Raw genomic sequence first — 21046 nt, 5'->3', positions numbered from 1 at the left:
TTTGATTCCCGATTCTGAGCCGAGAACCTGACATGAGCGAAAACCTGATTGAACTGCGTAACCTGCGAATCGCCTTCAACGCGGGCGAAGTGGTCCACGGCATCGACCTGGACATCCGCCCTGGCGAGTGCCTGGCGTTGGTGGGCGAATCCGGCTCTGGCAAGTCGGTGACGGCCCACAGCGTCCTGCAATTGCTGGACCCGGCCACCACCCGCATCGACGGCAGCATCCGTTATCGCGCAGAAGAATTGCTGGGCGCCTCGACCAAACGTCTACGACAACTGCGCGGCAACCGCATCGCGATGATCTTCCAGGAGCCGATGAGTTCGCTCAATCCACTGCACACCGTGGAGCGGCAACTGGGCGAAACCTTGAGCCTGCACAAAGGGCTGGCGGGTATCGCGGCGCGCAAACGTATTCTGGAACTGCTGGAAATGGTCGGCATCGCGCAGCCCACAACCCGACTCAAGGCCTATCCCCATCAACTCTCCGGCGGCCAGCGGCAACGGGTGATGATTGCCATGGCGCTGGCCTGCGAGCCGGAGCTGCTGATCGCCGACGAGCCGACCACCGCGCTGGATGTCACGGTGCAACGCAAGATCCTGCGGCTGCTCAAGGACCTGCAACAGCGGCTGGGCATGGCGTTGCTGATTATCAGTCACGACCTCAATCTGGTGCGCAACATCGCCCAGCGCGTGGCGGTGATGCGCGGCGGCGAGATCGTCGAGCAGGCCGATTGCGAGTGGCTGTTCTGCGCGCCGCAGCATCCTTACAGCATCCAGTTACTGAATGCCGAACCTCAGGGGCGGGCGTTGCCTGGCCCGGCCACTGAAACCGTGCTCGAGGTGCGGCAGTTGAAGGTCTGGTTCGATCAGGGCGGTGGGTGGCTGCGCCCCCGGCGCTACCTCAAGGCGGTGGACGGCATCGACCTGCAACTGCAACGGGGCAAGACGCTGGGTATCGTCGGCGAGTCGGGTTCGGGCAAGTCCACGCTCGGCCAGGCGATCCTGCGGCTGATCGACGCCGAGGGCAGCATTCGCTTCCAGGGGCAGGCGCTGGAGACCCTGAACGGCAAACAGCTGCGCCCGTTGCGCAAGCGCCTGCAAGTGGTTTTTCAGGACCCGTTCGGCAGCCTCAGCCCGCGCCTGAGCGTGCAACAGATCATCGCCGAGGGCTTGCAGGTGCACAGCGACCTGAACGCCGAACAACGGGAGCAAGCGGTGATCGAGGTGTTGCACGAAGTGGGCCTTGATCCGGCGACCCGGCACCGCTATCCCCACGAGTTCTCCGGTGGGCAGCGCCAACGCATTGCCATCGCCCGGGCGTTGGTGCTCAAGCCCGATTTGATCCTGCTTGACGAGCCGACCTCGGCACTCGACCGCACCGTGCAAAAACAGGTCGTGGCGTTGTTGCGGCGGTTGCAGCAAGAGCATGGCCTGACCTACCTGTTCATCAGCCACGACCTGGCGGTAGTGCAGGCGCTGGCCCATGACCTGATCGTGATGAAGGATGGCCAGGTGCTGGAGCGCGGTGCCACGGATGAACTGTTCCGCTCGGCGCGGCACCCGTACACGCGAGAACTGCTGGCGGCGTCGTTTGTCGGCGGCGACGTGATTTTGAGGTCTGCCGAGGCGGTAACCATGTAGGGCCTTATGTGGTGCACCAACCCGTAAAGTGAGGGCCGATCTTCAGGACGAGGGTCGGTTTATTACATAAAGGGAGTTAACCACGGTGCCTGCTCAAAGCGACTATTCATACACGGACGAACAGGTCAACGCGGCGTTCCTGGCGATCAGCGCCAGGTTGTTCAGCGGCAAGACCATCAGCACAGACCCCAAAATGCTGATTGTGGCCGGCATTCAGGGCTCGGGGAAAACCTACCTGCTGGACGCGCCACGGCTGCACAATCCGCAGGTGCCGGGGTTTGTCTACACCGATCTGGTGAGTTACGTGTTCAAGCATTTACATCATTGACCGGCTGACCAGAAGCCCGCATGGCGCGGGCTTCTGTTGCAATGAGGGGTTCAAAAGGCAAAGCACGAACAGCCAAATGCTCCCCAGAAGCCCTGAAAATCACTCACGGGTATCGATGACTGTCGCGCCCGTTCATGGCCGTGGGCATGCACGGCGCAAGGGCCGGCGCATTGATGAACCCGGGCGGTCAACGCTGCGCCGGGTTTCCAGTGGCCTGGGACCTTGGCCACCGGCGACCAGTGCGGCGTCACCGGAATCGGTGGCGGCCCCCATGCGTCGAAGCCGGCACCGCCATAGACGATTTTGCCGTCGACCACGGTCAGCACCGATTCAATCCATTTGATCGCTTCGTCGTCGACGCTGAAATAATCAGCGGACAGTGCCACCAGGTCCGCCAGTTGCCCGACCTTGATCTGGCCTTTCTTGCCTTGCTCGGACGAAAACCAGGCACTGCCGTGGGTGAACAGTTCCAGTGCCGTGTCACGGGGCAGGCCTTGGGGATACAGTTCGAGCCCTGCGATGGTGCGACCGCTGACCAGCCAGTACAACGAGGTCCAGGGGTTGTAGCTGGATACCCGCGTGGCATCGGTGCCGGCACCGACTGGAACACCTTCGGCGAGCATCCGCTGGATGGGCGGCGTGTGCTCGGCGGCTTTTGCGCCGTAACGCTCGACGAAATACTCACCCTGGAATGCCATGCGATCCTGGATCGCAATCCCGCCGCCAAGGGCGCGAACCCGTTCGATGTTTTGCGGGGTGATGGTTTCTGCATGATCGAAAAACCACGGCAGGCCGTTGAATGGAATGTCGCGGTTGACCTTTTCGAACACGTCGAGCATCCGGCTGATCGACTCGTTGTAGGTCGCGTGCAATCGGAACGGCCATCGTTGCTCCACCAGATGCCGGACCACGGGTTCCAGGTCCTGCTCCATGGTCTGTGGCAGGTCCGGGCGCGGTTCGAGGAAGTCTTCGAAATCGGCGGCGGAAAACACCAGCATTTCGCCGGCACCGTTATGCCGCAAAAAGTCGTCGCCCTGGCCGTAATGGGAGCTGCTGGTCCAGTTTTTGAAATCGTTCAGTTCTTCCTTGGGCTTCTGGGTAAACAGGTTGTAGGCAATACGCACGGTGAGTTGCCGGTCCTTCGCCAACTGCTGGATGACCTGATAGTCGTCGGGGTAATTCTGATAACCGCCGCCCGCGTCGATGGCGCTGGTCACCCCGAGGCGATTGAGTTCGCGCATGAACTGGCGTGTCGAATTGACCTGATATTCCAGCGGCAGTTTCGGCCCCTTGGCCAGGGTCGAGTACAGAATCATTGCATTCGGGCGGGCAATCAGCAGGCCAGTGGGATCGCCGTTGGCATCGCGCTGGATTTCGCCGCCGGGCGGGTTCGGGGTGTTGCGGGAGTAGCCAACCACTTTCAACGCCGCACGGTTGAGCAGGGCACGGTCGTAGAGGTGCAGCACAAACACCGGGGTGTCGGGCGCGGCTTTGTTCAGCTCTTCTATCGTTGGCAGGCGCTTTTCGGCGAACTGGAACTCGTTCCAGCCCCCCACAACCCGCACCCACTGTGGCGCCGGTGTGCGGTCGGCCTGCTCCTTGAGTAAACGCAAGGCATCGGCCAGTGAGGGCACGCCTTCCCAGCGCAATTCAAGGTTGTAATTGAGACCGCCGCGGATCAGGTGCAGGTGCGAGTCGTTGAGCCCGGGAATCACCGTGCGTTTTTGCAGGTCGATGACCTGCGTGCCGTCACCGCGCAGGGCCATGGCCTCGGCATCACTACCGACGACGATGAAGCGCCCCTCCTTGATGGCGACGGCATTGGCCTGGGGTTTTTCACGGTCGACGGTGTGCACGCGACCGTTGTACAGAATCAGGTCGGCCGGAGCATTGGACATGGCAGTGCTTTCAGCGAACAAAGGGCTGGCCCAGGCCCCGAGGGCACCTGCCGAAAGGCCTTGCAATACGCGGCGACGATTGAAACCGTCGTGGTCATCGTGTGGACTCATGGCGTCGTTCTCCGTTCATGCCCGGGTGGGGAGCAGCCGGATACCGAAAGCATGCGGCCAGCAGAAAATATAGTCGGCAAATCTCAGGCCGATGCCTGGGCAGATGAGCAGAGGGGATATTTGCGACGGGCAGAAACGACGAATCCCGCCATCAGGCGGGATTCGTGTGCACCAGAGGTGGCTCCTGAGGTCAGGAACCGACGTCTCAGGCCGGGAACAGCTCGGACAGTTTCATGGCCAGCATCATGTCGCCTTCAGCGCGCAGTTTGCCACCCATGAACGCCTGCATGCCGTCGGTCGAACCGTCAACGATGCCTTCCAGGGTTTCACCGTCCATCACCAGGGTCACCTGGGCGTCCGGGTTCACGCCTTCTTGCAGGTCGCAGGTGCCGTCTTTGACGATCAGCGAGAAGTTCTTTTCTTCGTCGATGCGGAAACCGAAAACCAGGTCCAGGCCGGCAGCAGCGGCTGGGTTGAACTTGGCTTTCATTGCTTGTACGGCGTCAGCTACGGAGGTCATGGTTCGATCCTTTTATGAAGTGTTACAGCAAGGGTCACAGTGATCCGGACTCAGCGAAACGTGATGAGTTCCGGGGCCTTCAGCAGTTGCAGGTGTGCATGACTGTTGAAGGAAGCCAGGGCCACCTCGCGACCACGGAACTTGAGTTGGTGGAGCGAGGTGTTAACAATTTGCCAGTTCAGTTCAAACGCCTGTCTGGCCGGCATTTGGGTCATCAGGTGGAGCAGGGCCGTGATGGTGCCGCCGGAGGTGAACACGGCGATTTGTTGGGTGTCATCGGCCTGGTCGAGAATACGTTGCAGACCGCCCTGAACCCGCTCGACAAAACCCAGCCAGCTTTCCAGACCCGGTGGGTCGTAGGTGCCGGTGAGCCAGCGCTCGATGATCAAGGCGAAGATGCGTTGGAACTCACCACGGTTTTGCGCGGCATTACGCAGGATGTGCAGGGCTTCGGGTTCCTGGGGCAGCATGTCCGGCAGCAACGCGCGAATCACCGCTTCGGCGTCGAACTCGTTGAAGGCGGCGTCGATCTCCAGGGTCGGCACCGGCAGGCCTGCGGCGGTGAATTGTGCCAGCGCACTGTTGGCCGTGTGTTGCTGACGACGCAGGTCACCCGACAGGCAGCGATCGAAATTCAGGCCCAGTTCCGCCAGATGGCTGCCGAGCACTTCTGCCTGGCGGATGCCGGTCGGCGACAGCACGTCGTAATCGTCTGCACCGAAGGAGGCCTGGCCATGTCGAATCAAATAGATGCTGCCCACGTCCGCGTCGTCCCGGTACGTTGAAGGTTTGGCGAGGTTATGAGGATGCCGGTGAGCTGTCAATGAAAAAACATACGCTTGTTTGAAATGCCCGTTGGAGGGCCGTTACCGAAGGTTTCACGACTGGCCGCGACGCAGTCCCATGGGTATGCTGGTGGTATATCGCGCCTGCGTTCAGCGGCGCACCGTCTTTAAGGAGCCCCTGTGGATTTTTTTGCCGAGTACGCAAGTTTTCTGGCCAAAACCGTCACCCTTGTCATCGCCATTCTGGTGGTGCTGGCGAGTTTTGCAGCATTGCGCAGCAAAGGTCGGCGCAAGTCGGCCGGGCAGTTGCAGGTCAGCAAACTTAACGATTTCTACAAAGGCCTGCGTGAACGCCTTGAGCAGACGTTGCTCGACAAGGACCAGCTCAAGGCCTTGCGTAAATCCGAAGCCAAGTCCGAGAAAAAACAGAAGAAAAAGACCGAGGCCAAACCACGGGTATTCGTGCTGGATTTTGACGGCGACATCAAGGCATCGGCTACCGAAAGCCTGCGCCACGAAATCACCGCGCTGCTGTCCCTGGCCACACCGAAGGATGAAGTGGTGCTGCGTCTGGAAAGCGGCGGTGGCATGGTTCATAGCTACGGCCTGGCATCCTCGCAACTGGCGCGTATTCGTCAGGCCGGTGTTCCGCTGACCGTGTGTATCGACAAGGTGGCGGCCAGCGGCGGCTACATGATGGCGTGCATTGGCGAGAAGATCATCAGTGCACCGTTTGCCATTCTGGGTTCGATCGGCGTGGTGGCGCAGTTGCCTAACGTCAATCGATTGTTGAAAAAGCATGACATCGACTTCGAAGTCCTGACGGCCGGCGAGTACAAACGCACGCTGACGGTGTTTGGCGAAAACACCGAAAAAGGCCGGGAGAAGTTCCAGGAAGACCTGGATGTGACTCACGAGTTGTTCAAGAACTTCGTCTCGCGCTACCGCCCACAGTTGGCCATCAACGAAGTGGCCACCGGTGAAGTCTGGTTGGGTGTCGCAGCGCTGGAAAAACGCCTGGTCGATGAACTGAAAACCAGCGACGAATACCTCGCTGAACGCGCCAAGGGTGCAGAGCTGTTTCACCTGCACTATTCCGAACGCAAGAGCCTGCAAGAACGCGTCGGCCTGGCGGCCAGCGGTTCGATTGATCGTGTCTTGTTGACCTGGTGGAGTCGCTTGACCCAACAGCGCTTCTGGTAAGAAACACGGGGGCTCGCCAGTGCGGGCCCGTTATCGCGGCGTCGAGTGCAATGCTTGGCGCTGTACAGGCTCATGTTGCTGGCGTTTATCCTCTGCATTTCAGGTCTTTTGAGACTGTCGCGTTTTCCCTTCGGATTGAAGACATTTCCTGCTTTTGTTGCGGCAGGCGATGCATAAGCTCTCAACTTCCAAGTCAACTGCAAAGGATTGCAAATGATGACGCTAGAGAGTCAACACCACGCTGCCGCTGACCGGTTACCTGCCCGGAACAAACAGACACTGTCGAGCTTGGCACTGGACGCAGTGATGCCTTTGACCCCGACCCAATATGCCGCGAAGGTGATCGAGGAGCGTTGGGGGGCAGCGCCATTGACCGCTGAACTGGTCGATCTCAACTACGATTTCCATGGCTATCCCGCGCAACAGGGCGTGCAGCAAGGCCGAGTCAGAAAGTCGCAAAGCCTGGTCCAGGCCTTACTGTCCAACTATCAGGCCGTGGGCGCCGGTCGTTTCGGGGAAACGGTATTCGGTCTGTACACACCTCCGGTCGTGGGGCCGGAAGTCCGAATCGTCGAGATCGATCAGCCGACCAACCCTGACAGCGGCTTCCTGGACTACGAGGGGATCTACCGTCATACCGTTCCTCAGCGCTACGGCCCGAGCACCCAGCTGAAGCTACAGCCAGCCGAGTTCAAGAAATGGGTGTGGACGCTGGAGTTCAAGGACAAATACGCAGCTTATGTGCATTCTGCCTGGCCTTCCGATGAGGCCTGCCTTGCACCGCAAGGGTATCCGCTGCGCACCTCGGTCAAGACAGCGTTTGTCATGGCGGCTTATTTGCAACATCAGGAAAACAGCCTGACCCAGGACGGACTCGAATTGGCACTGCTGGCTGCCGGGTTCGATACGCAGCAAACATGGGCGCAACTGACGGTTGAGCAATGGCAGGCCTGGGCGATGATCGAGCCTGTCCTGGAGGCCGTGCGTCTGGTCATTTACCGTTATGTATCGAGCGATATCTGGAGTTTTCGGAAAAAAGACAGCGAGCGGATCCTGCTTTATATCCCGGGAAACTCTTCACCGTTTCACGAGTTTGCGGACCACAAGGCGTTGTACAAATGGGTTGCCGACGTGGGTAAGGACGCTTCCAGAAAGCAGGCGCTGTTGGCGCATTTTTCGGATGACGACCAGCAGGACGGCACGTTCCACGCGGGTGTGTCGACCGCGTTGGACGGCATGGCGATTTACCCCCGACAACACAATCTGAAGAAAGGCCATGGTTTTTTCAACGATGATGGTTACTGGGCCCCAGCCGATTACGTTCACTTCGAGGTCGCAACGTCTCCAGTCGATCCCTTCGCGCAATGGGTGCTGGTGATGAAGCAAGCGGCTCAGGCAAGTATTGAAACCATCCGGGACGATGCTCAGGTCAATCGGGACGATTTAAGCGCGGTGGTCGAGCCCATTGTGCAATGGATCAACAAGTTTGGTCCCTTGGCGTTGTTCGTTCCTGGGGGCGAAGGTTTGTTGGCGTTGGCCGGACTGATTGATGCCGGTTATGGGCTGGCTCAGGCAGTTGATGGCAAGACCCCTGAAGAGCGCTCCGCCGGTGTCACGCGCACGATATTCGGCTTGCTCAACGCCTTGCCACTGGCCGCAGCGGGTGCCGCCATCAAGACTGAAGAACATGCAGCTGTTGCCGGCTCAGAGCCGGGCCCTGTGTCGGTGGTCATCGAGGAACCGTTGCCTGGCGAGCACCCGTTCGTGACCCGGGATTTCGCACCTCCCGCTGCGGGTGCCGAACGGGTAGCGCTGATGCGAGGGATTGGACCCAGTGTTCAGGCATTCAGCGATGAGGTACTGACCCGGATAGGTCATGTCAGTGCGGTGGACGATGACGTTTTACGCCTGATACACGTGGGGCAAAGGGCACCGTCTCCGGTGCTGGCGGACACCATCAGTCGATTCACTATTGATCAGGATCTGCAACGTGCGATCGACTCACTACCTGAGGGATCTGCACAGGCTGATCAGCTAAAGAGCACAAGAATCGAGCAATTCAAGCAGCGCTACGCAGCACTCCAGCAATCGGATAACGAGTGGGTCAGGCTGTTTCAACATCAGTATCCCGAGTTACCCAAAAGTGCAGTGGAACAAATGCTCGACAGATCGGGGGTGGACATTCATGTCCCCCACACACTGGCGGATACCAAGCGCGTGCTGAGGCAGTTGAGCGACAAGGCGCGGCAGTACGAACAACATGTACGCCTATGCCGCGCCTATGAAGGGCTTTATCTGAAGTCGGTCGAAAACGCCGATAGCGATGTACTCGTTTTGCATACTCTGGAACGGTTGCCGGGCTGGTCGCAGGAGATTCGAATCGAAGTACTCGATGGAGAGGCCGGTGCGAGGGTGCTGGACAGTATTGGCCGGGTAAATGCCCCCGTTCGGCGGCAACTGATCAGGCAGGGCGCCCGGTATCAGCTACACACGCCGCAGGGGCTGGTGGATACAGTTGATTTTGATCAGGCGCTTCTCGGTCTTTTGCCGCAAGAGCAACGTTCGGCACTGGGTTTGCGTCCTCAGGATGAATTGCACGACTTGCAGCTCAAAATCCGCGAGAACGCACTGCCGCGCTCCGAGCTCATGCTCGGGCTGCACAGAATGGACTCCGGGTTTAGCTTTGAGCGTCTCGGGTTGCTCGGTGGTGGGTTCCCGAACACCGCGCAGTTCGGTGAGCTGTCTATGGAGATCATGAGGCTCCAGGTCAAAGAGATTTATCCGGCTTTTACGACTGAGCAAGTGGATGAGTTTTTGTTGAATGCGGGAGCCGGGGCCCAGGCTGATCTTTATCGGTTGAGGCAGCAGGCCCAGCAACTACGTGTCGACATCAGCGGCTGGATCGAAGACGTCACCGACGATGCCCAGGACATGGATATCGAGCTCTTGGTGGCCGGGGATGAGGATGCGCAGGGGATGAGCGAGGACGAGATCGAGAATGAGAATGACGCGCGCATGGATGAGTGGATGGAGAATGAACGTGATGTCCGATATGAGCTGGCCGAGGACCTGATCGCCATTTGGCAAAAACGTAGCGGGTCAGCCAGCAGGGTCTATCGCAATGGTCAGTTGATTGGCTTTCACCTGGATATGGACTTTGAGCAGATGCACTATCTCCCGCAGCTCAATGTGAAGCTCAATGACGTGGTGTCTCTTACCATGCCGAATTTCAAGTTAACGCATCGCGGTAGCCTTAACGGATTCCTTGAGAGTTTCCCCAATCTGCGCACGTTGAATATGCAGGGCGTCGATTTACGTCTCTTTGATCAGGATGGCATAGAGGTTGGCCGCTTACCGCCCGCCATCGCTGATATGCGTCAGCTTGAGACGCTGAATCTGAAAGCGACCAGGTTGGTTCTGACAGCGCGAAGCACAGAACAACTTGCCGGGCTTACCCGACTTCAGGAGCTCGATTTAAGCGAAAACCCACTCGATGTCTCGCCGGCAGTGATTCAGATGAATGAATTGCGCAAACTCAAGCTGCGGGGCGCAGGTCTCAGTACTTGCCCGGTTTTTACTCTCGACCATCCTTACCTGGAACAGCTGGATCTGCGTGATAACTACATTACTCGAGTGCCTCTCGGGGTTCGAAGGCAGTCGGTGGTCAAGGGTAACGTCTTGCTTTCAGGCAATCCGTTGGTGGACGCAGACAGTTTGAAATGGGTCATGGACCATCGTAAGCAGACCGGGATGAATCTATGGATCGGGGCCGGCGGGGCGGATGCTGGTTGGCCTGACGGCTGGTTGACCGGACTTTCCCCGGAGCAAGCGACACAGCAGACCGCGCGTTGGCAGCGTGTTCTGGCGAAAAAGGGCAGCGGCCGCTTTTTCGAAGCCCTGGAGGGGCTGACGTGCACAGCGGATTTCCGGGTGGATTACGCACCGTTACAGTTGCGTGTGTGGCATATGCTGGACGAGATAGATGCATCGCCGGAGCTTTCTCAGGCGCTGTTTCAGGATGAGGAGTGGCCGGCCCTTGATGGCGATGACCCGTTTGCCAGTTTCGAACGGCTGGAAGACAGAGTGACGTTATTCATGGAACCGTCGGTGAAAAAAACCAGGCTCGATGGCGAGGCTCTTCAAGCACCGTAGGTGGAACAAGGGCTCTGTAGCAGGCATGAAAAGCCTTGAGCCCGGTGTATGTGCCGGGCTCAAGGCTTTATTTTGTTAGCGACGACGGAACAGCGGCAGCGGTTCGTCGGTGGCGGCCTGGTAGGTCACCGAGAAGTCCTTGAGGCTTTCAAGTGCTTCGTACGGGTCCTTGTCGGCGCGCAATGCATAAGCGTCGAAACCGCAGCGGTGCAGGTAGAACAACTGGTCGCGCAGCACATCGCCAATCGCTCGCAGTTCGCCCTTGTAGCCATAGCGGTCACGCAGCAGGCGCGCGTTGGAGTAGTTGCGCCCATCGGTGAAGGCCGGGAAGTTCAAGGCAATGACCTGGAACTGATCGACGTCATCACCGATTTCTTCGGCTTCTTCATCGGCATCCAGCCACACGCCCAGGCCGCCATCGCGGGCCTTGAGGGCGTGGGCGTGATCGCGCCACAGGGCCAGCGGGACGATCAGGTCGTCGCAGTTGGAGATACCGTCGAGGGTCGCGTCCTTGGGCAGCAGGTGCCAGGTTTCGTCGACAACCTCGTTGTTCTTAATGATTCGCTGCATAGACGCGTTCCTTGAAGAGGTCGATGCCGATACGTTGGTAGGTGTCGATGAAACGCTCGTCTTCGGTACGTTGTTCCACGTACACGTCGATCAGCTTGGAGATCACATCGGGCATGGCGTCCTGGGCGAAGGACGGGCCGAGGATCTTGCCCAGGCTGGCGTCGCGACTGGCGCTGCCACCGAGGGACACCTGATAGAACTCTTCGCCTTTCTTGTCCACCCCCAGGATGCCGATGTGGCCGACGTGGTGGTGACCACAGGCGTTCATGCAGCCGGAGATGTTCAGGTCCAGCTCGCCGATGTCGAACAGGTAGTCCAGGTCATCGAAACGACGCTGGATAGCCTCGGCAATCGGGATCGACTTGGCATTGGCCAGGGAGCAGAAATCGCCGCCAGGGCAGCAGATGATGTCGGTCAACAGGCCGATGTTCGGCGTGGCGAAACCCTGCTCGCGCAGTTCGCCCCACATGGCGAACAACTGTTGTTGTTCTACGTCGGCCAGAATGATGTTCTGCTCGTGAGAGGTGCGCAGTTGACCGAAGCTGTAGCGATCGGCCAGGTCGGCGACGCCATCGAGTTGCTTGTCGGTCAGGTCGCCTGGGGCAACACCGGTCGGTTTGAGCGACAGGGTTACGGCCACGTAGCCGGGCTTTTTATGAGCCAGGGTGTTGCGGGTGCGCCAGCGGGCGAAACCCGGATGCTGCTTGTCGAGTTCGGCCAGCTCTGTCGCTTGATCGTTCAGGACTTTGTAGTCCGGGTCGACGAAGTGCTTGGCGACACGATGAACTTCGGCGTCGGTCAGTGTGGTCTGGCCGCCGCGAAGGAATTCCATTTCCGCGTCGACTTTTTGCGCGAAGACTTCAGGCGTGAGGGCCTTGACCAGAATCTTGATTCGCGCCTTGTACTTGTTGTCACGACGGCCATAGCGGTTGTACACCCGCAAAATGGCGTCGAGGTAGCTCAACAGGTCCTGCCACGGCAGGAACTCGTTGATGAACGCACCGACCACCGGCGTACGGCCCAGGCCACCGCCCACCAGCACGCGGAACCCCAGCTCGCCGGCAGCATTGAGCACTGGCTCAAGGCCGATGTCGTGAACTTCGATGGCCGCACGGTCCGAGGTCGAGCCATTGATGGCGATCTTGAACTTGCGCGGCAGGTAGGCGAATTCCGGGTGGAAAGTGGTCCACTGGCGGACGATTTCACACCACGGACGCGGATCGACCAGCTCATCCGCAGCGACACCGGCGAACTGGTCGGTGGTGACGTTGCGCAGGCAGTTGCCGCTGGTCTGGATCGCGTGCATCTGCACGGTGGCCAGCTCGGCGAGGATGTCCGGGATGTCTTCCAGCGCCGGCCAGTTGAACTGCACGTTCTGGCGGGTGCTGATGTGGGCGTAGCCCTTGTCGTAGTCGCGGGCGATCTTGGCCATCATCCGCGCCTGGCGCGAAGTCAGTTGGCCATAGGGCACGGCGACCCGCAGCATCGGGGCAAAACGCTGGATATAGAGACCATTTTGCAGGCGCAGGGGGCGGAATTCTTCTTCGCTCAGCTCGCCTGCCAGATAGCGTCGGGTCTGATCACGGAACTGCTTGACGCGGTCCTCGATGATCCGCTGATCGTACTCGTCATATACGTACATATAGATCCTGTTCTCAGGCTTGGGCCGATCGGAAACCGCTGCGTCTTTTGCTCGCTGGATTCGGATACTGCCTTGGCAATTCTGCGCGCACGGCCGCGCACTCCCCACGGAGCCGGGGCAAGATACCAGTTTGGGTTTATGCGCAAAAGTGATGTTTTAGTATATGGAAAGAACCAAATCGACTAATGAGACTGATTATTGTCTTACCCATATTTGTGGTGTGGGCAATCCTCTACTTAACTGTGGTCGAGTGTTTATGCAGTCACCGATAAAACCGACAAGAGGCGATGCAATGAGCAACCCAACCAAAGCAAGGAAAAGCGATAGCAGCGTCGACGCATGGGCGATTCTTTTCTTGATCATCCTGGTCGTGGGCACAGCGGTCTTCTGGGTCAGCCATCAGTAAGTCAGCCCTCCGGGCCCTGATCCAAAGATTGTCGGACAAAAACGGCAATTAAGCGCAGTTGTGGCATTTCGCTCGTTATACTGCGCGGCTAATTTCCGGGGCTCGGATCACCATGTTGAAGTTTCTCTGTGGCGTATTGCTGACGTTTGGCGCGACGTATGGTGCCTGCGCGCAAGCCGCGTCGGTGCTGTTCCTTAATCCAGGTACGCCCAAGGAGAACTTCTGGGTCAGTTATTCTCAGTTCATGCAGGCGGCGGCCCGTGACCTGGGCATGGACTTGCAGGTGCTGTATTCCGAGCGCGTGGCTGAAACCACGGTCCGGCAGGCGCGCGAGGCCCTCCAGGGTCCTCATCGGCCCGACTACCTGGTGTTCGTCAACGAACAGTACGTGGCACCGGAAATCCTGCGCCTGTCCCAGGGCAGCGGGGTAAAGCTGTTCATCGTCAACAACTCGCTCACGGCGGATCAGCTCAGCCTGTTGGGTGATCGTCAGCAGAAGTACCCCAACTGGCTGGGGAGCCTGGTGACCAACGACGAGGAGGGCGGTTACCTGATGCTCAAGGAGCTGATTCGTGCCCATGCGCCCGTCGCTCCTGGCCAGACTCTCGATCTGCTGGCCTTTTCCGGGTTGAAAATCACCCCGGCCGCCCAGTTGCGCGAAAAAGGCATGCTGCGGGCGTTGCGTGAGCACCCCGAAGTGCGCTTGCGTCAAGTGGCCAGCAGTCGTTGGAGCCGTCAGCGTGCCTATGAGCAAGCCAAGGTGCTCTTCAAGCGGTATCCGCAGGTGTCGCTGGTGTGGGCAGCCAACGATGAAATGGCGTTCGGGGCTATGCAGGCTTACGAAGAAAGCGGGCGCAAGCCGGGCCGCGATGCGCTGTTCAGTGCGGTCAACACCTCGCCGCCGGCCTTGCAGGCGTTGCTCGAGGGTCGTTTGAGTGTGTTGCTGGGCGGGCACTTCAGCCTGGGAGGCTGGGCGCTGGTGCAATTGCATGACTACGACCAGGGCGTTGAAGTCGGCAAGTATGGCGGACGTGATCGGCAGGTTTCGTTGTTGCAGGTGATCAGCCACACGCAAGCCCGGCAGATGCTGACGATGAGTACTTCGCAGAATTACGGGGTGGATTTTCGCAGCCTGTCGGCGAAAGGCCGACCTGCGTCCTATCGTTATCCGTTCAGCCTGCAAGCCCTCATGCACTGAGGCGGGTTATACCCCGGCCAGGTGCAGCACCAGTTTGACGATGCCAAACAGCGTCAAGGCGAAAACCGCCGTGAAGAGAATGCCCAGCAGCATGAAATGACTGGGTTTGCCATGGGTGAAATCCCTGGCGCGGTTTTTCCCGCTTTGCACCCCGAACGCCGCCGCCATGACACTGTGCAGCATCTGCCAGAAGGTCGGTGGTTTGTTGTTGGCTGGATCGTCCATAAATCCCTCGACACGAATGTGTGTAAGGCAAGCATAGACAATCCACGGCCTGCACAAATCAAATGTGGGAGCGAGCCTGCTCGCGATGAGTACCTTTGAGTCAACATTGATGTCGACTGTCAGTATGCTATCGCGAGCAGGCTCGCTCCCACAGGGGTTCTGTTGGCCGCAGTATTGTGGCTAACAGAGCAACTTAGTTGTCGTAACCCAGGTTCGGCGCCAGCCAGCGTTCGCTCACGCTCAATTCCTGGCCTTTGCGCGCGGTGTAGCTTTGCACCTGATCCTTGTCGACCTTGCCCACGGCGAAGTACTGCGCCTGCGGGTGCGCGAAGTACCAGCCGCTGACGGCGGCGGCCGGGAACATCGCGTAGTGCTCGGTGAGGAACACGCCGCTGCGCCCGGCCTGCATTTCGCGGGCTTCAGGATCAAGCAACGTAAACAGCGTGCCTTTCTCGGTGTGATCCGGGCAGGCCGGGTAACCCGGAGCAGGGCGGATGCCGCTGTATTGCTCTTTGATCAGCGCATCGTTGTCCAGGATTTCGTCCTTGGCGTAACCCCAATAGTCTTTACGCACTTGCTGGTGCAGCCATTCGGCGCAGGCCTCGGCCAGACGATCGGCCAGCGCTTTGACCATGATCGAGTTGTAGTCGTCGCCGGCGTCCTGATAGGCCTTGGCCACTTCTTCGGCGCCGATCCCGGCGGTGGTGATGAAGCCGCCGACGTAGTCGGTCACGCCGCTGTCTTTAGGCGCCACGAAGTCCGCCAGGGAGAAGTTCGGCTTGCCGTCGGTCTTGATGATCTGCTGGCGCAGGTGATGCAGCCTGGCGATCGGCTTGCCGTCATCGCCATACACTTCCAGGTCATCGTCGTGGACCTGATTGGCGGGCCAGAACCCGAACACGGCACGGGCACTGATGAGTTTTTCGTCGATCAGTTTGGCGAGCATTTCCTGGGCGTCGGCGTAGAGCGCGGTGGCGGCTTCACCGACCACTTCATCCTGCAGGATGCGCGGGAATTTGCCGGCCAGGTCCCAGGAGATGAAGAACGGCGTCCAGTCGATGTATTCGGCCAGCACCTTGAGGTCGATGTTATCCAGCACTTTGCTGCCAGTGAACGTCGGTTTCACCGGCGCGTAGCTGCTCCAGTCGAACTGTGGTTTTTTGGCGATGGCCGCCGGGTAGCTCAGGCGCTCGGTGCGGGCGCTGCGGTTGGCCGTGCGCTCGCGGACTTCAACGTACTCTGCGCGGGTTCTTTCGACGAAACCGGCCTTCAGCTCCTTGGACAGCAACTGCGTCGCCACGCCCACGGCGCGGGAGGCGTCGGTGACGTAGACCACCGCATCGTTGCTGTACTTGGGCTCGATTTTCACCGCTGTGTGGGCCTTGGACGTCGTTGCACCACCGATCATCAGCGGCAGGTGGAAGTCCTGGCGCTGCATCTCGCGGGCCACGTGGACCATCTCGTCCAGGGACGGGGTGATCAAGCCGGACAGGCCGATGATGTCGCACTTCTGCTCTTTGGCCACTTGCAGGATCTTCTCGGCCGGCACCATCACGCCCAGGTCGACGATGTCGTAGCCGTTACAGCCCAGCACCACACCGACGATGTTCTTGCCGATGTCGTGCACGTCGCCCTTGACCGTGGCCATGAGGATCTTGCCCTTGGCCTCCGGTTTGTCGCCTTTTTCCAGTTCGATGAACGGGATCAAGTGGGCCACGGCCTGCTTCATCACGCGGGCGGATTTGACCACCTGCGGCAGGAACATTTTACCGGCGCCGAACAGGTCGCCCACGATGTTCATGCCCGACATCAGCGGACCTTCGATGACCTCGATAGGCCGGGCAAAGGACTGACGGGATTCTTCGGTGTCTTCAACGATGTGCGTCGTGATGCCTTTGACCAGCGCGTGCTCCAGACGCTTGTTGACGTCCCAGTTGCGCCATTCTTCGGTCTCGGCCTCCTTCACGCTGCCGTCGCCCTTGTACTTGTCGGCGATGGCGAGGAGGGCATCGGTGCCTTCCGGGGTGCGGTTGAGGATCACGTCCTCGACCGCATCGCGCAGTTCGGCCGGGATCTGGTCGTAGATCTCCAGCTGACCGGCGTTGACGATGCCCATGGTCAGGCCGTTGCGGATCGCATACAGCAGGAACACCGAGTGGATGGCTTCGCGCACCGGGTTGTTGCCCCGGAACGAGAACGACACGTTGGACACGCCGCCCGACGTCAACGCGTACGGCAGTTCGTCGCGGATGTAGGCGCAGGCGTTGATGAAGTCGACCGCGTAGTTGTTGTGCTCTTCGATGCCGGTGGCGACGGCGAAGATGTTCGGGTCAAAGATGATGTCTTCAGGCGGGAAGTCGACTTCGTTGACCAGAATGTCGTAGGAGCGTTTACAGATTTCTTTCTTGCGCGCTTCGGTGTCGGCCTGGCCGGCTTCGTCGAAGGCCATCACCACCACGGCCGCGCCGTAGCGTTTGCACAGCTTGGCATGGTGAATGAACTGCTCCACGCCTTCCTTCATGCTGATGGAGTTGACGATGCCCTTGCCCTGGATGCACTTGAGGCCGGCTTCGATCACTTCCCATTTCGAGGAGTCGATCATGATCGGCACACGGGAGATGTCCGGCTCGCCGGCAATCAGATTGAGGAAGGTCACCATGGCCTTCTTCGAATCGAGCATGCCCTCGTCCATGTTGATGTCGATCACCTGCGCGCCGGCCTCGACCTGTTGCAGGGCGACTTCCAGCGCTTCGGTGTAGTTGTCTTCGCGGATCAGCCGGGCGAACTTGGCGGAACCGGTGATGTTGGTCCGCTCGCCGACGTTGACGAACAACGAGCTGCGATCAATGGTGAACGGCTCCAGGCCTGACAGGCGGCACGCCTTGGGGATGTCCGGAATCTGTCGTGGGGCATAGCCGGCGACGGCGTTGGCGATGGCCTCGATGTGCCCAGGCGTGGTGCCGCAGCAGCCGCCGACGATGTTCAGGAAACCGCTTTGGGCGAACTCTTCGATGACCTTGGCGGTTTCCACCGGCAGTTCGTCGTATTCGCCGAATTCGTTCGGCAGGCCGGCGTTCGGGTGCGCCGACACGTAGGTGCTGGCCTTGTTCGACAGTTCTTCCAGATACGGGCGCAGTTCACGGGCGCCGAGGGCGCAGTTCAGACCGACGGAAATCGGCTTGGCGTGGGCGACGGAGTTCCAGAAGGCCTCGGTGGTCTGGCCCGACAGGGTACGGCCGGACGCATCGGTGATGGTCCCGGAAATCATGATCGGCAGCTCGAAACCAACTTCCTCGAAAACGCCTTGCACGGCGAAAATCGCGGCTTTGGCGTTCAGGGTGTCGAAAATGGTTTCGATCAGGATCAGGTCGGCGCCGCCTTCGATCAGGCCTTTGGTGGCCTCGGTGTAGTTTTCCACCAGTTCATCGAAGGTCACGTTGCGGTAGCCTGGGTTGTTCACGTCGGGCGACAGCGAGCAGGTGCGGCTGGTAGGGCCGAGGACGCCGGCGACGAAACGCGGTTTGTCCGGGGTTTCGAGGGTCTTGGCGTCCGCGACCTTGCGTGCCAGGCGCGCACCCTCTACGTTTAACTCATACGCCAGGCTCTGCATGCCGTAGTCGGCCTGGGAAACCTGGGTGGCGTTGAAGGTGTTGGTCTCCAGAATGTCGGCACCGGCATCCAGGTATTGTTTCTCGATGGCCCCGATCACGTCCGGGCGGCTCAGCACCAGCAGGTCGTTGTTGCCTTTGACGTCGCTCGGCCAGTCGGCGAAGCGCTTACCCCGATAGTCCTGCTCCTCGAGCTTGTAGCTCTGGATCATCGTGCCCATGCCACCATCAAGAATCAGGATGCGCTCTTTGAGGGCTTGCTTGAGGACGTGAAGGCGAGCGCTGCGATCGGACATAGGACTACCTGGTAAGGCCATTACGAAGGGCCAGCATCATAGCAAACCTGTGCTCTTTTAGAGCATGAGCCGTTTTTGCATGAATATCGCTCATGTTGATGGCGTGGCGACACCGGTAGAATCGCGACGTTTTTCCACCATCGGGACCAGGGATATGTCGTATCGCGTTGCCATCAGCCTTTTCGCACTGCTTATAAGCAGTGTCGCCACCGCGCAAGGCCCGGCGCCGGCGATTTCCTACACCCGCGACATTCAGCCAATCTTTACCGAGAAGTGCGTGGCGTGTCATGCCTGCTACGACTCCGCTTGTCAGCTCAATCTGGGCAGTGGCGAGGGCGCGGCGCGGGGAGCGACGAAAATCCCGGTCTACGATGGCGAGCGCAGCCAGGCTTCCCGGCCCACCCGGCTGTTTTACGACGCGTTCGGCAAAGCGGCCTGGCAGCAAAAGAACTTCTACTCGGTGCTCGACGCCCAGGGCAGTCAGGCTGCACTGATGGCGCGGATGCTCGAACTCGGGCACCAGACACTGCTGACACCCAACGCCAAACTGCCCGAAGAGATTGCGCTGGGGCTCAGCCGCGAGAACATGTGTCCGCAACCGGCAGAGTTTGAAGGTTATGCCCAGTCTCACCCGAAAGAAGGCATGCCGCTGGCCGTGACCGGCCTCACCAGTCAGCAGTACCAGACACTGCAACGCTGGCTGGCCTCCGGGGCGCCTATCGATGAACAAGGCCTGGCGCCGAGTACGCAGGAGGCGCTGCAAGTCGTGCAGTGGGAAAACCTGCTCAACGCGCCGGGTGCCCGTGAAAGCCTGGTGGCACGCTGGTTGTTTGAGCATCTGTTCCTGGCTCACGTGTACTTCAAGGACGGCGAACCAGGGCACTTTTTTCAATGGGTGCGCTCGCGTACGCCGACCGGCCAGCCGATTGACCTGATCGCCAGCCGCCGGCCGAATGATGACCCCGGCACGCAGATCTACTACCGCTTGTGGCCAGTGCAGGGCGTGATCGTGCACAAAACCCACATCACTTATCCGCTGAGCCCGGCGAAGATGGCCCGGATCAAAAGCCTGTTCTACAGCGGCAACTGGCAGGTCAATGCATTGCCTGGTTATGGCCCGGAGCGTCGGGCCAATCCGTTTGAAACCTTTCAGGCGATCCCGGCGCAGGCGCGTTACCAGTTCATGCTCGATAACGCCGAGTACTTCGTGCGTACTTTCATCCGTGGCCCGGTGTGTCGCGGACAGATTGCCACGGACGTGATTCGCGATAACTTCTGGGCGTTGTTCCAGGCGCCGGAACACGACCTCTACATCACCGACCCGAGCTACCGTGGCAAAGCCACACCGTTACTGGCCATGCCGGGGCAAAACGATGACGTCGGCAGTGTGCTGAGCCTGTGGCACGCCTACCGCGACAAGCGCAACGAGTACGAAGCGTTGCGCCGCGACACCTATGCCGAGGCTCCGGCGCCGAGCTGGTCGAGCCTGTGGGCGGGCAACGACAATGCCTTGCTGAGCATTTTCCGGCATTTCGACAGTGCTTCGGTCAGCAAGGGCCTGATCGGTGAAGTGCCGCAAACGATGTGGCTGTTCGACTACCCGTTGCTGGAGCGCACCTACTATCAACTGGCAGTCAACTTCGATGTGTTCGGCAACGTTTCCCATCAGGCGCAGACCCGTCTGTATTTCGACCTGATCCGCAACGGTGCCGAGCAAAATTTCCTGCGCCTGATGCCGGCCGACTCACGGGATGCCTACCTTGACGACTGGTACCAGAGCAGCGGCAAATTCAAGATGTGGCTCGATTACGAGAGCATCGACAACGACAAACCGACTGCGCTGAAACTCGATGCCAAGGACCCGAAACGCGACTTCGCCCAACAGTTGTTGGTGCGTTACGGCGATTTGAATGCGCGGCCGGACCCGATCAATCGTTGCGACGGCGCCTACTGTTCCCGGCCGAACATCGACCCGGCGTTGCAGCATCCCGAGCAGGCCCTGAGCCGTTTGACGGCACGGCCGGCGGCGGGGTTGAAGGTTATCGACCAGTTGCCGGAAGCAACGATGCTGCGCATCGAAACCCGCAACGGCAAGCGTGAGGTCTACAGCCTGCTGCGCAACCGGGCCCACAGCAACGTGGCGTTCCTGCTGGGCGAAGCGCTGCGGTATCAGCCGGGGCTGGACACGTTGACGATCTATCCGGGTGTGCTCAGCAGTTACCCGAACTTCATTTTTAATATTCCCGCCGACGAAGTGCCGCAATTCGTGGCACAGATGGAGCGCGCCAAGGACGCCAATCGCTTCGAGAAAATCGTCGAGCGCTGGGGTATTCGCCGCAGTCATCCGCAGTTCTGGGTGTACTTTCACGACTTGAGCCAGTACCTGCATGAAACCGACCCGGTGGAAGAAGGCGTGCTGGACATGAACCGCTACGAGAATCTGTGATGCAATCCATCG

Annotated in this window: 13 protein-coding genes; 6 read left to right on the top strand and 7 right to left on the bottom strand. The window is 59.6% G+C overall.

Annotated elements, in window-relative coordinates; all coding sequences use genetic code 11:
- Nucleotides 1-32: 32 nt before the first annotated feature.
- Entirely contained in the window at nucleotides 33-1646 is a 1614-nt protein-coding gene (locus tag AC1Z1G_RS16530) for an ABC transporter ATP-binding protein (RefSeq protein WP_483621104.1), read from the top strand.
- Between the two features lie 85 nt (nucleotides 1647-1731).
- A complete protein-coding gene (locus tag AC1Z1G_RS16525; RefSeq protein WP_483621103.1) occupies nucleotides 1732-1974 on the top strand; it encodes a hypothetical protein in 243 nt (80 codons plus the stop codon).
- 50 nt (nucleotides 1975-2024) lie between these two features.
- Here the strand turns inward: AC1Z1G_RS16525 and AC1Z1G_RS16520 are convergent, their stop codons facing one another.
- The 3 genes from AC1Z1G_RS16520 to AC1Z1G_RS16510 form a co-directional block, all read right to left on the bottom strand.
- Nucleotides 2025-3872, bottom strand: a complete 1848-nt coding sequence (locus tag AC1Z1G_RS16520; protein WP_483627881.1) for an amidohydrolase — start codon at nucleotides 3870-3872, stop codon at nucleotides 2025-2027.
- Nucleotides 3873-4188: 316 nt separating this feature from the next.
- On the bottom strand, nucleotides 4189-4503 hold the full coding sequence (locus AC1Z1G_RS16515) for an SCP2 sterol-binding domain-containing protein (protein ID WP_347900927.1): 315 nt from the start codon (nucleotides 4501-4503) through the stop codon (nucleotides 4189-4191).
- A gap of 50 nt (nucleotides 4504-4553) precedes the next feature.
- On the bottom strand, nucleotides 4554-5264 hold the full coding sequence (locus AC1Z1G_RS16510) for a histidine phosphatase family protein (RefSeq protein ID WP_483621102.1): 711 nt from the start codon (nucleotides 5262-5264) through the stop codon (nucleotides 4554-4556).
- Between the two features lie 204 nt (nucleotides 5265-5468).
- Here AC1Z1G_RS16510 and sohB point away from each other — a divergent pair, with 204 nt between their 5' ends.
- Complete coding sequence (sohB, locus tag AC1Z1G_RS16505; protein ID WP_483621101.1) at nucleotides 5469-6491, top strand: protease SohB; 1023 nt, start codon at nucleotides 5469-5471, stop codon at nucleotides 6489-6491.
- 213 nt (nucleotides 6492-6704) lie between these two features.
- Complete coding sequence (locus AC1Z1G_RS16500) at nucleotides 6705-10643, top strand: leucine-rich repeat domain-containing protein (protein WP_483621100.1); 3939 nt, start codon at nucleotides 6705-6707, stop codon at nucleotides 10641-10643.
- 75 nt (nucleotides 10644-10718) lie between these two features.
- On the opposite strand, the gene AC1Z1G_RS16495 is transcribed toward AC1Z1G_RS16500, so the two are convergent.
- Entirely contained in the window at nucleotides 10719-11213 is a 495-nt protein-coding gene (locus tag AC1Z1G_RS16495) for a DUF934 domain-containing protein (protein ID WP_483621099.1), read from the bottom strand.
- Nucleotides 11197-12855, bottom strand: coding sequence for a nitrite/sulfite reductase (locus tag AC1Z1G_RS16490; protein WP_483621098.1), 1659 nt, complete (start codon nucleotides 12853-12855; stop codon nucleotides 11197-11199). The genes AC1Z1G_RS16495 and AC1Z1G_RS16490 overlap by 17 nt, the downstream gene beginning before the upstream one ends.
- A 518-nt stretch (nucleotides 12856-13373) precedes the next feature.
- Here AC1Z1G_RS16490 and AC1Z1G_RS16485 point away from each other — a divergent pair.
- Nucleotides 13374-14459, top strand: a complete 1086-nt coding sequence (locus AC1Z1G_RS16485; RefSeq protein WP_483621097.1) for an ABC transporter substrate-binding protein — start codon at nucleotides 13374-13376, stop codon at nucleotides 14457-14459.
- A gap of 6 nt (nucleotides 14460-14465) precedes the next feature.
- Here the strand turns inward: AC1Z1G_RS16485 and AC1Z1G_RS16480 are convergent, their stop codons facing one another.
- Entirely contained in the window at nucleotides 14466-14684 is a 219-nt protein-coding gene (locus tag AC1Z1G_RS16480; protein ID WP_483621096.1) for a DUF2970 domain-containing protein, read from the bottom strand.
- A 193-nt stretch (nucleotides 14685-14877) separates the two neighbouring features.
- Nucleotides 14878-18588, bottom strand: coding sequence for a methionine synthase (gene metH, locus AC1Z1G_RS16475; RefSeq protein WP_483621095.1), 3711 nt, complete (start codon nucleotides 18586-18588; stop codon nucleotides 14878-14880).
- A gap of 154 nt (nucleotides 18589-18742) precedes the next feature.
- On the opposite strand from metH, the gene AC1Z1G_RS16470 reads away from it, so the two are divergent.
- Nucleotides 18743-21034 (top strand): fatty acid cis/trans isomerase, encoded by a 2292-nt coding sequence (locus tag AC1Z1G_RS16470; protein ID WP_483627880.1) that lies wholly within the window; start codon nucleotides 18743-18745, stop codon nucleotides 21032-21034.
- Nucleotides 21035-21046: the final 12 nt, after the last annotated feature.

It is taken from the genome of Pseudomonas sp. JL27(2026) (genome assembly GCF_056933555.1).
This window is presented reverse-complemented; position numbering and strand designations above follow the sequence as displayed.

Excerpts from the sequence above, each read along its gene's own strand:
- AC1Z1G_RS16520 (WP_483627881.1), bottom strand. The coding sequence starts at position 3,872 with ATGTCCAATGCTCCGGCCGACCTGATTCTGTACAACGGTCGCGTGCAC.
- AC1Z1G_RS16495 (WP_483621099.1), bottom strand. The coding sequence starts at position 11,213 with ATGCAGCGAATCATTAAGAACAACGAGGTTGTCGACGAAACCTGGCAC.
- AC1Z1G_RS16485 (WP_483621097.1), top strand. The coding sequence starts at position 13,374 with ATGTTGAAGTTTCTCTGTGGCGTATTGCTGACGTTTGGCGCGACGTAT.
- AC1Z1G_RS16480 (WP_483621096.1), bottom strand. The coding sequence starts at position 14,684 with ATGGACGATCCAGCCAACAACAAACCACCGACCTTCTGGCAGATGCTG.
- AC1Z1G_RS16490 (WP_483621098.1), bottom strand. The coding sequence starts at position 12,855 with ATGTACGTATATGACGAGTACGATCAGCGGATCATCGAGGACCGCGTC.
- metH (WP_483621095.1), bottom strand. The coding sequence starts at position 18,588 with ATGTCCGATCGCAGCGCTCGCCTTCACGTCCTCAAGCAAGCCCTCAAA.
- AC1Z1G_RS16530 (WP_483621104.1), top strand. The coding sequence starts at position 33 with ATGAGCGAAAACCTGATTGAACTGCGTAACCTGCGAATCGCCTTCAAC.
- AC1Z1G_RS16470 (WP_483627880.1), top strand. The coding sequence starts at position 18,743 with ATGTCGTATCGCGTTGCCATCAGCCTTTTCGCACTGCTTATAAGCAGT.
- AC1Z1G_RS16515 (WP_347900927.1), bottom strand. The coding sequence starts at position 4,503 with ATGACCTCCGTAGCTGACGCCGTACAAGCAATGAAAGCCAAGTTCAAC.
- AC1Z1G_RS16500 (WP_483621100.1), top strand. The coding sequence starts at position 6,705 with ATGATGACGCTAGAGAGTCAACACCACGCTGCCGCTGACCGGTTACCT.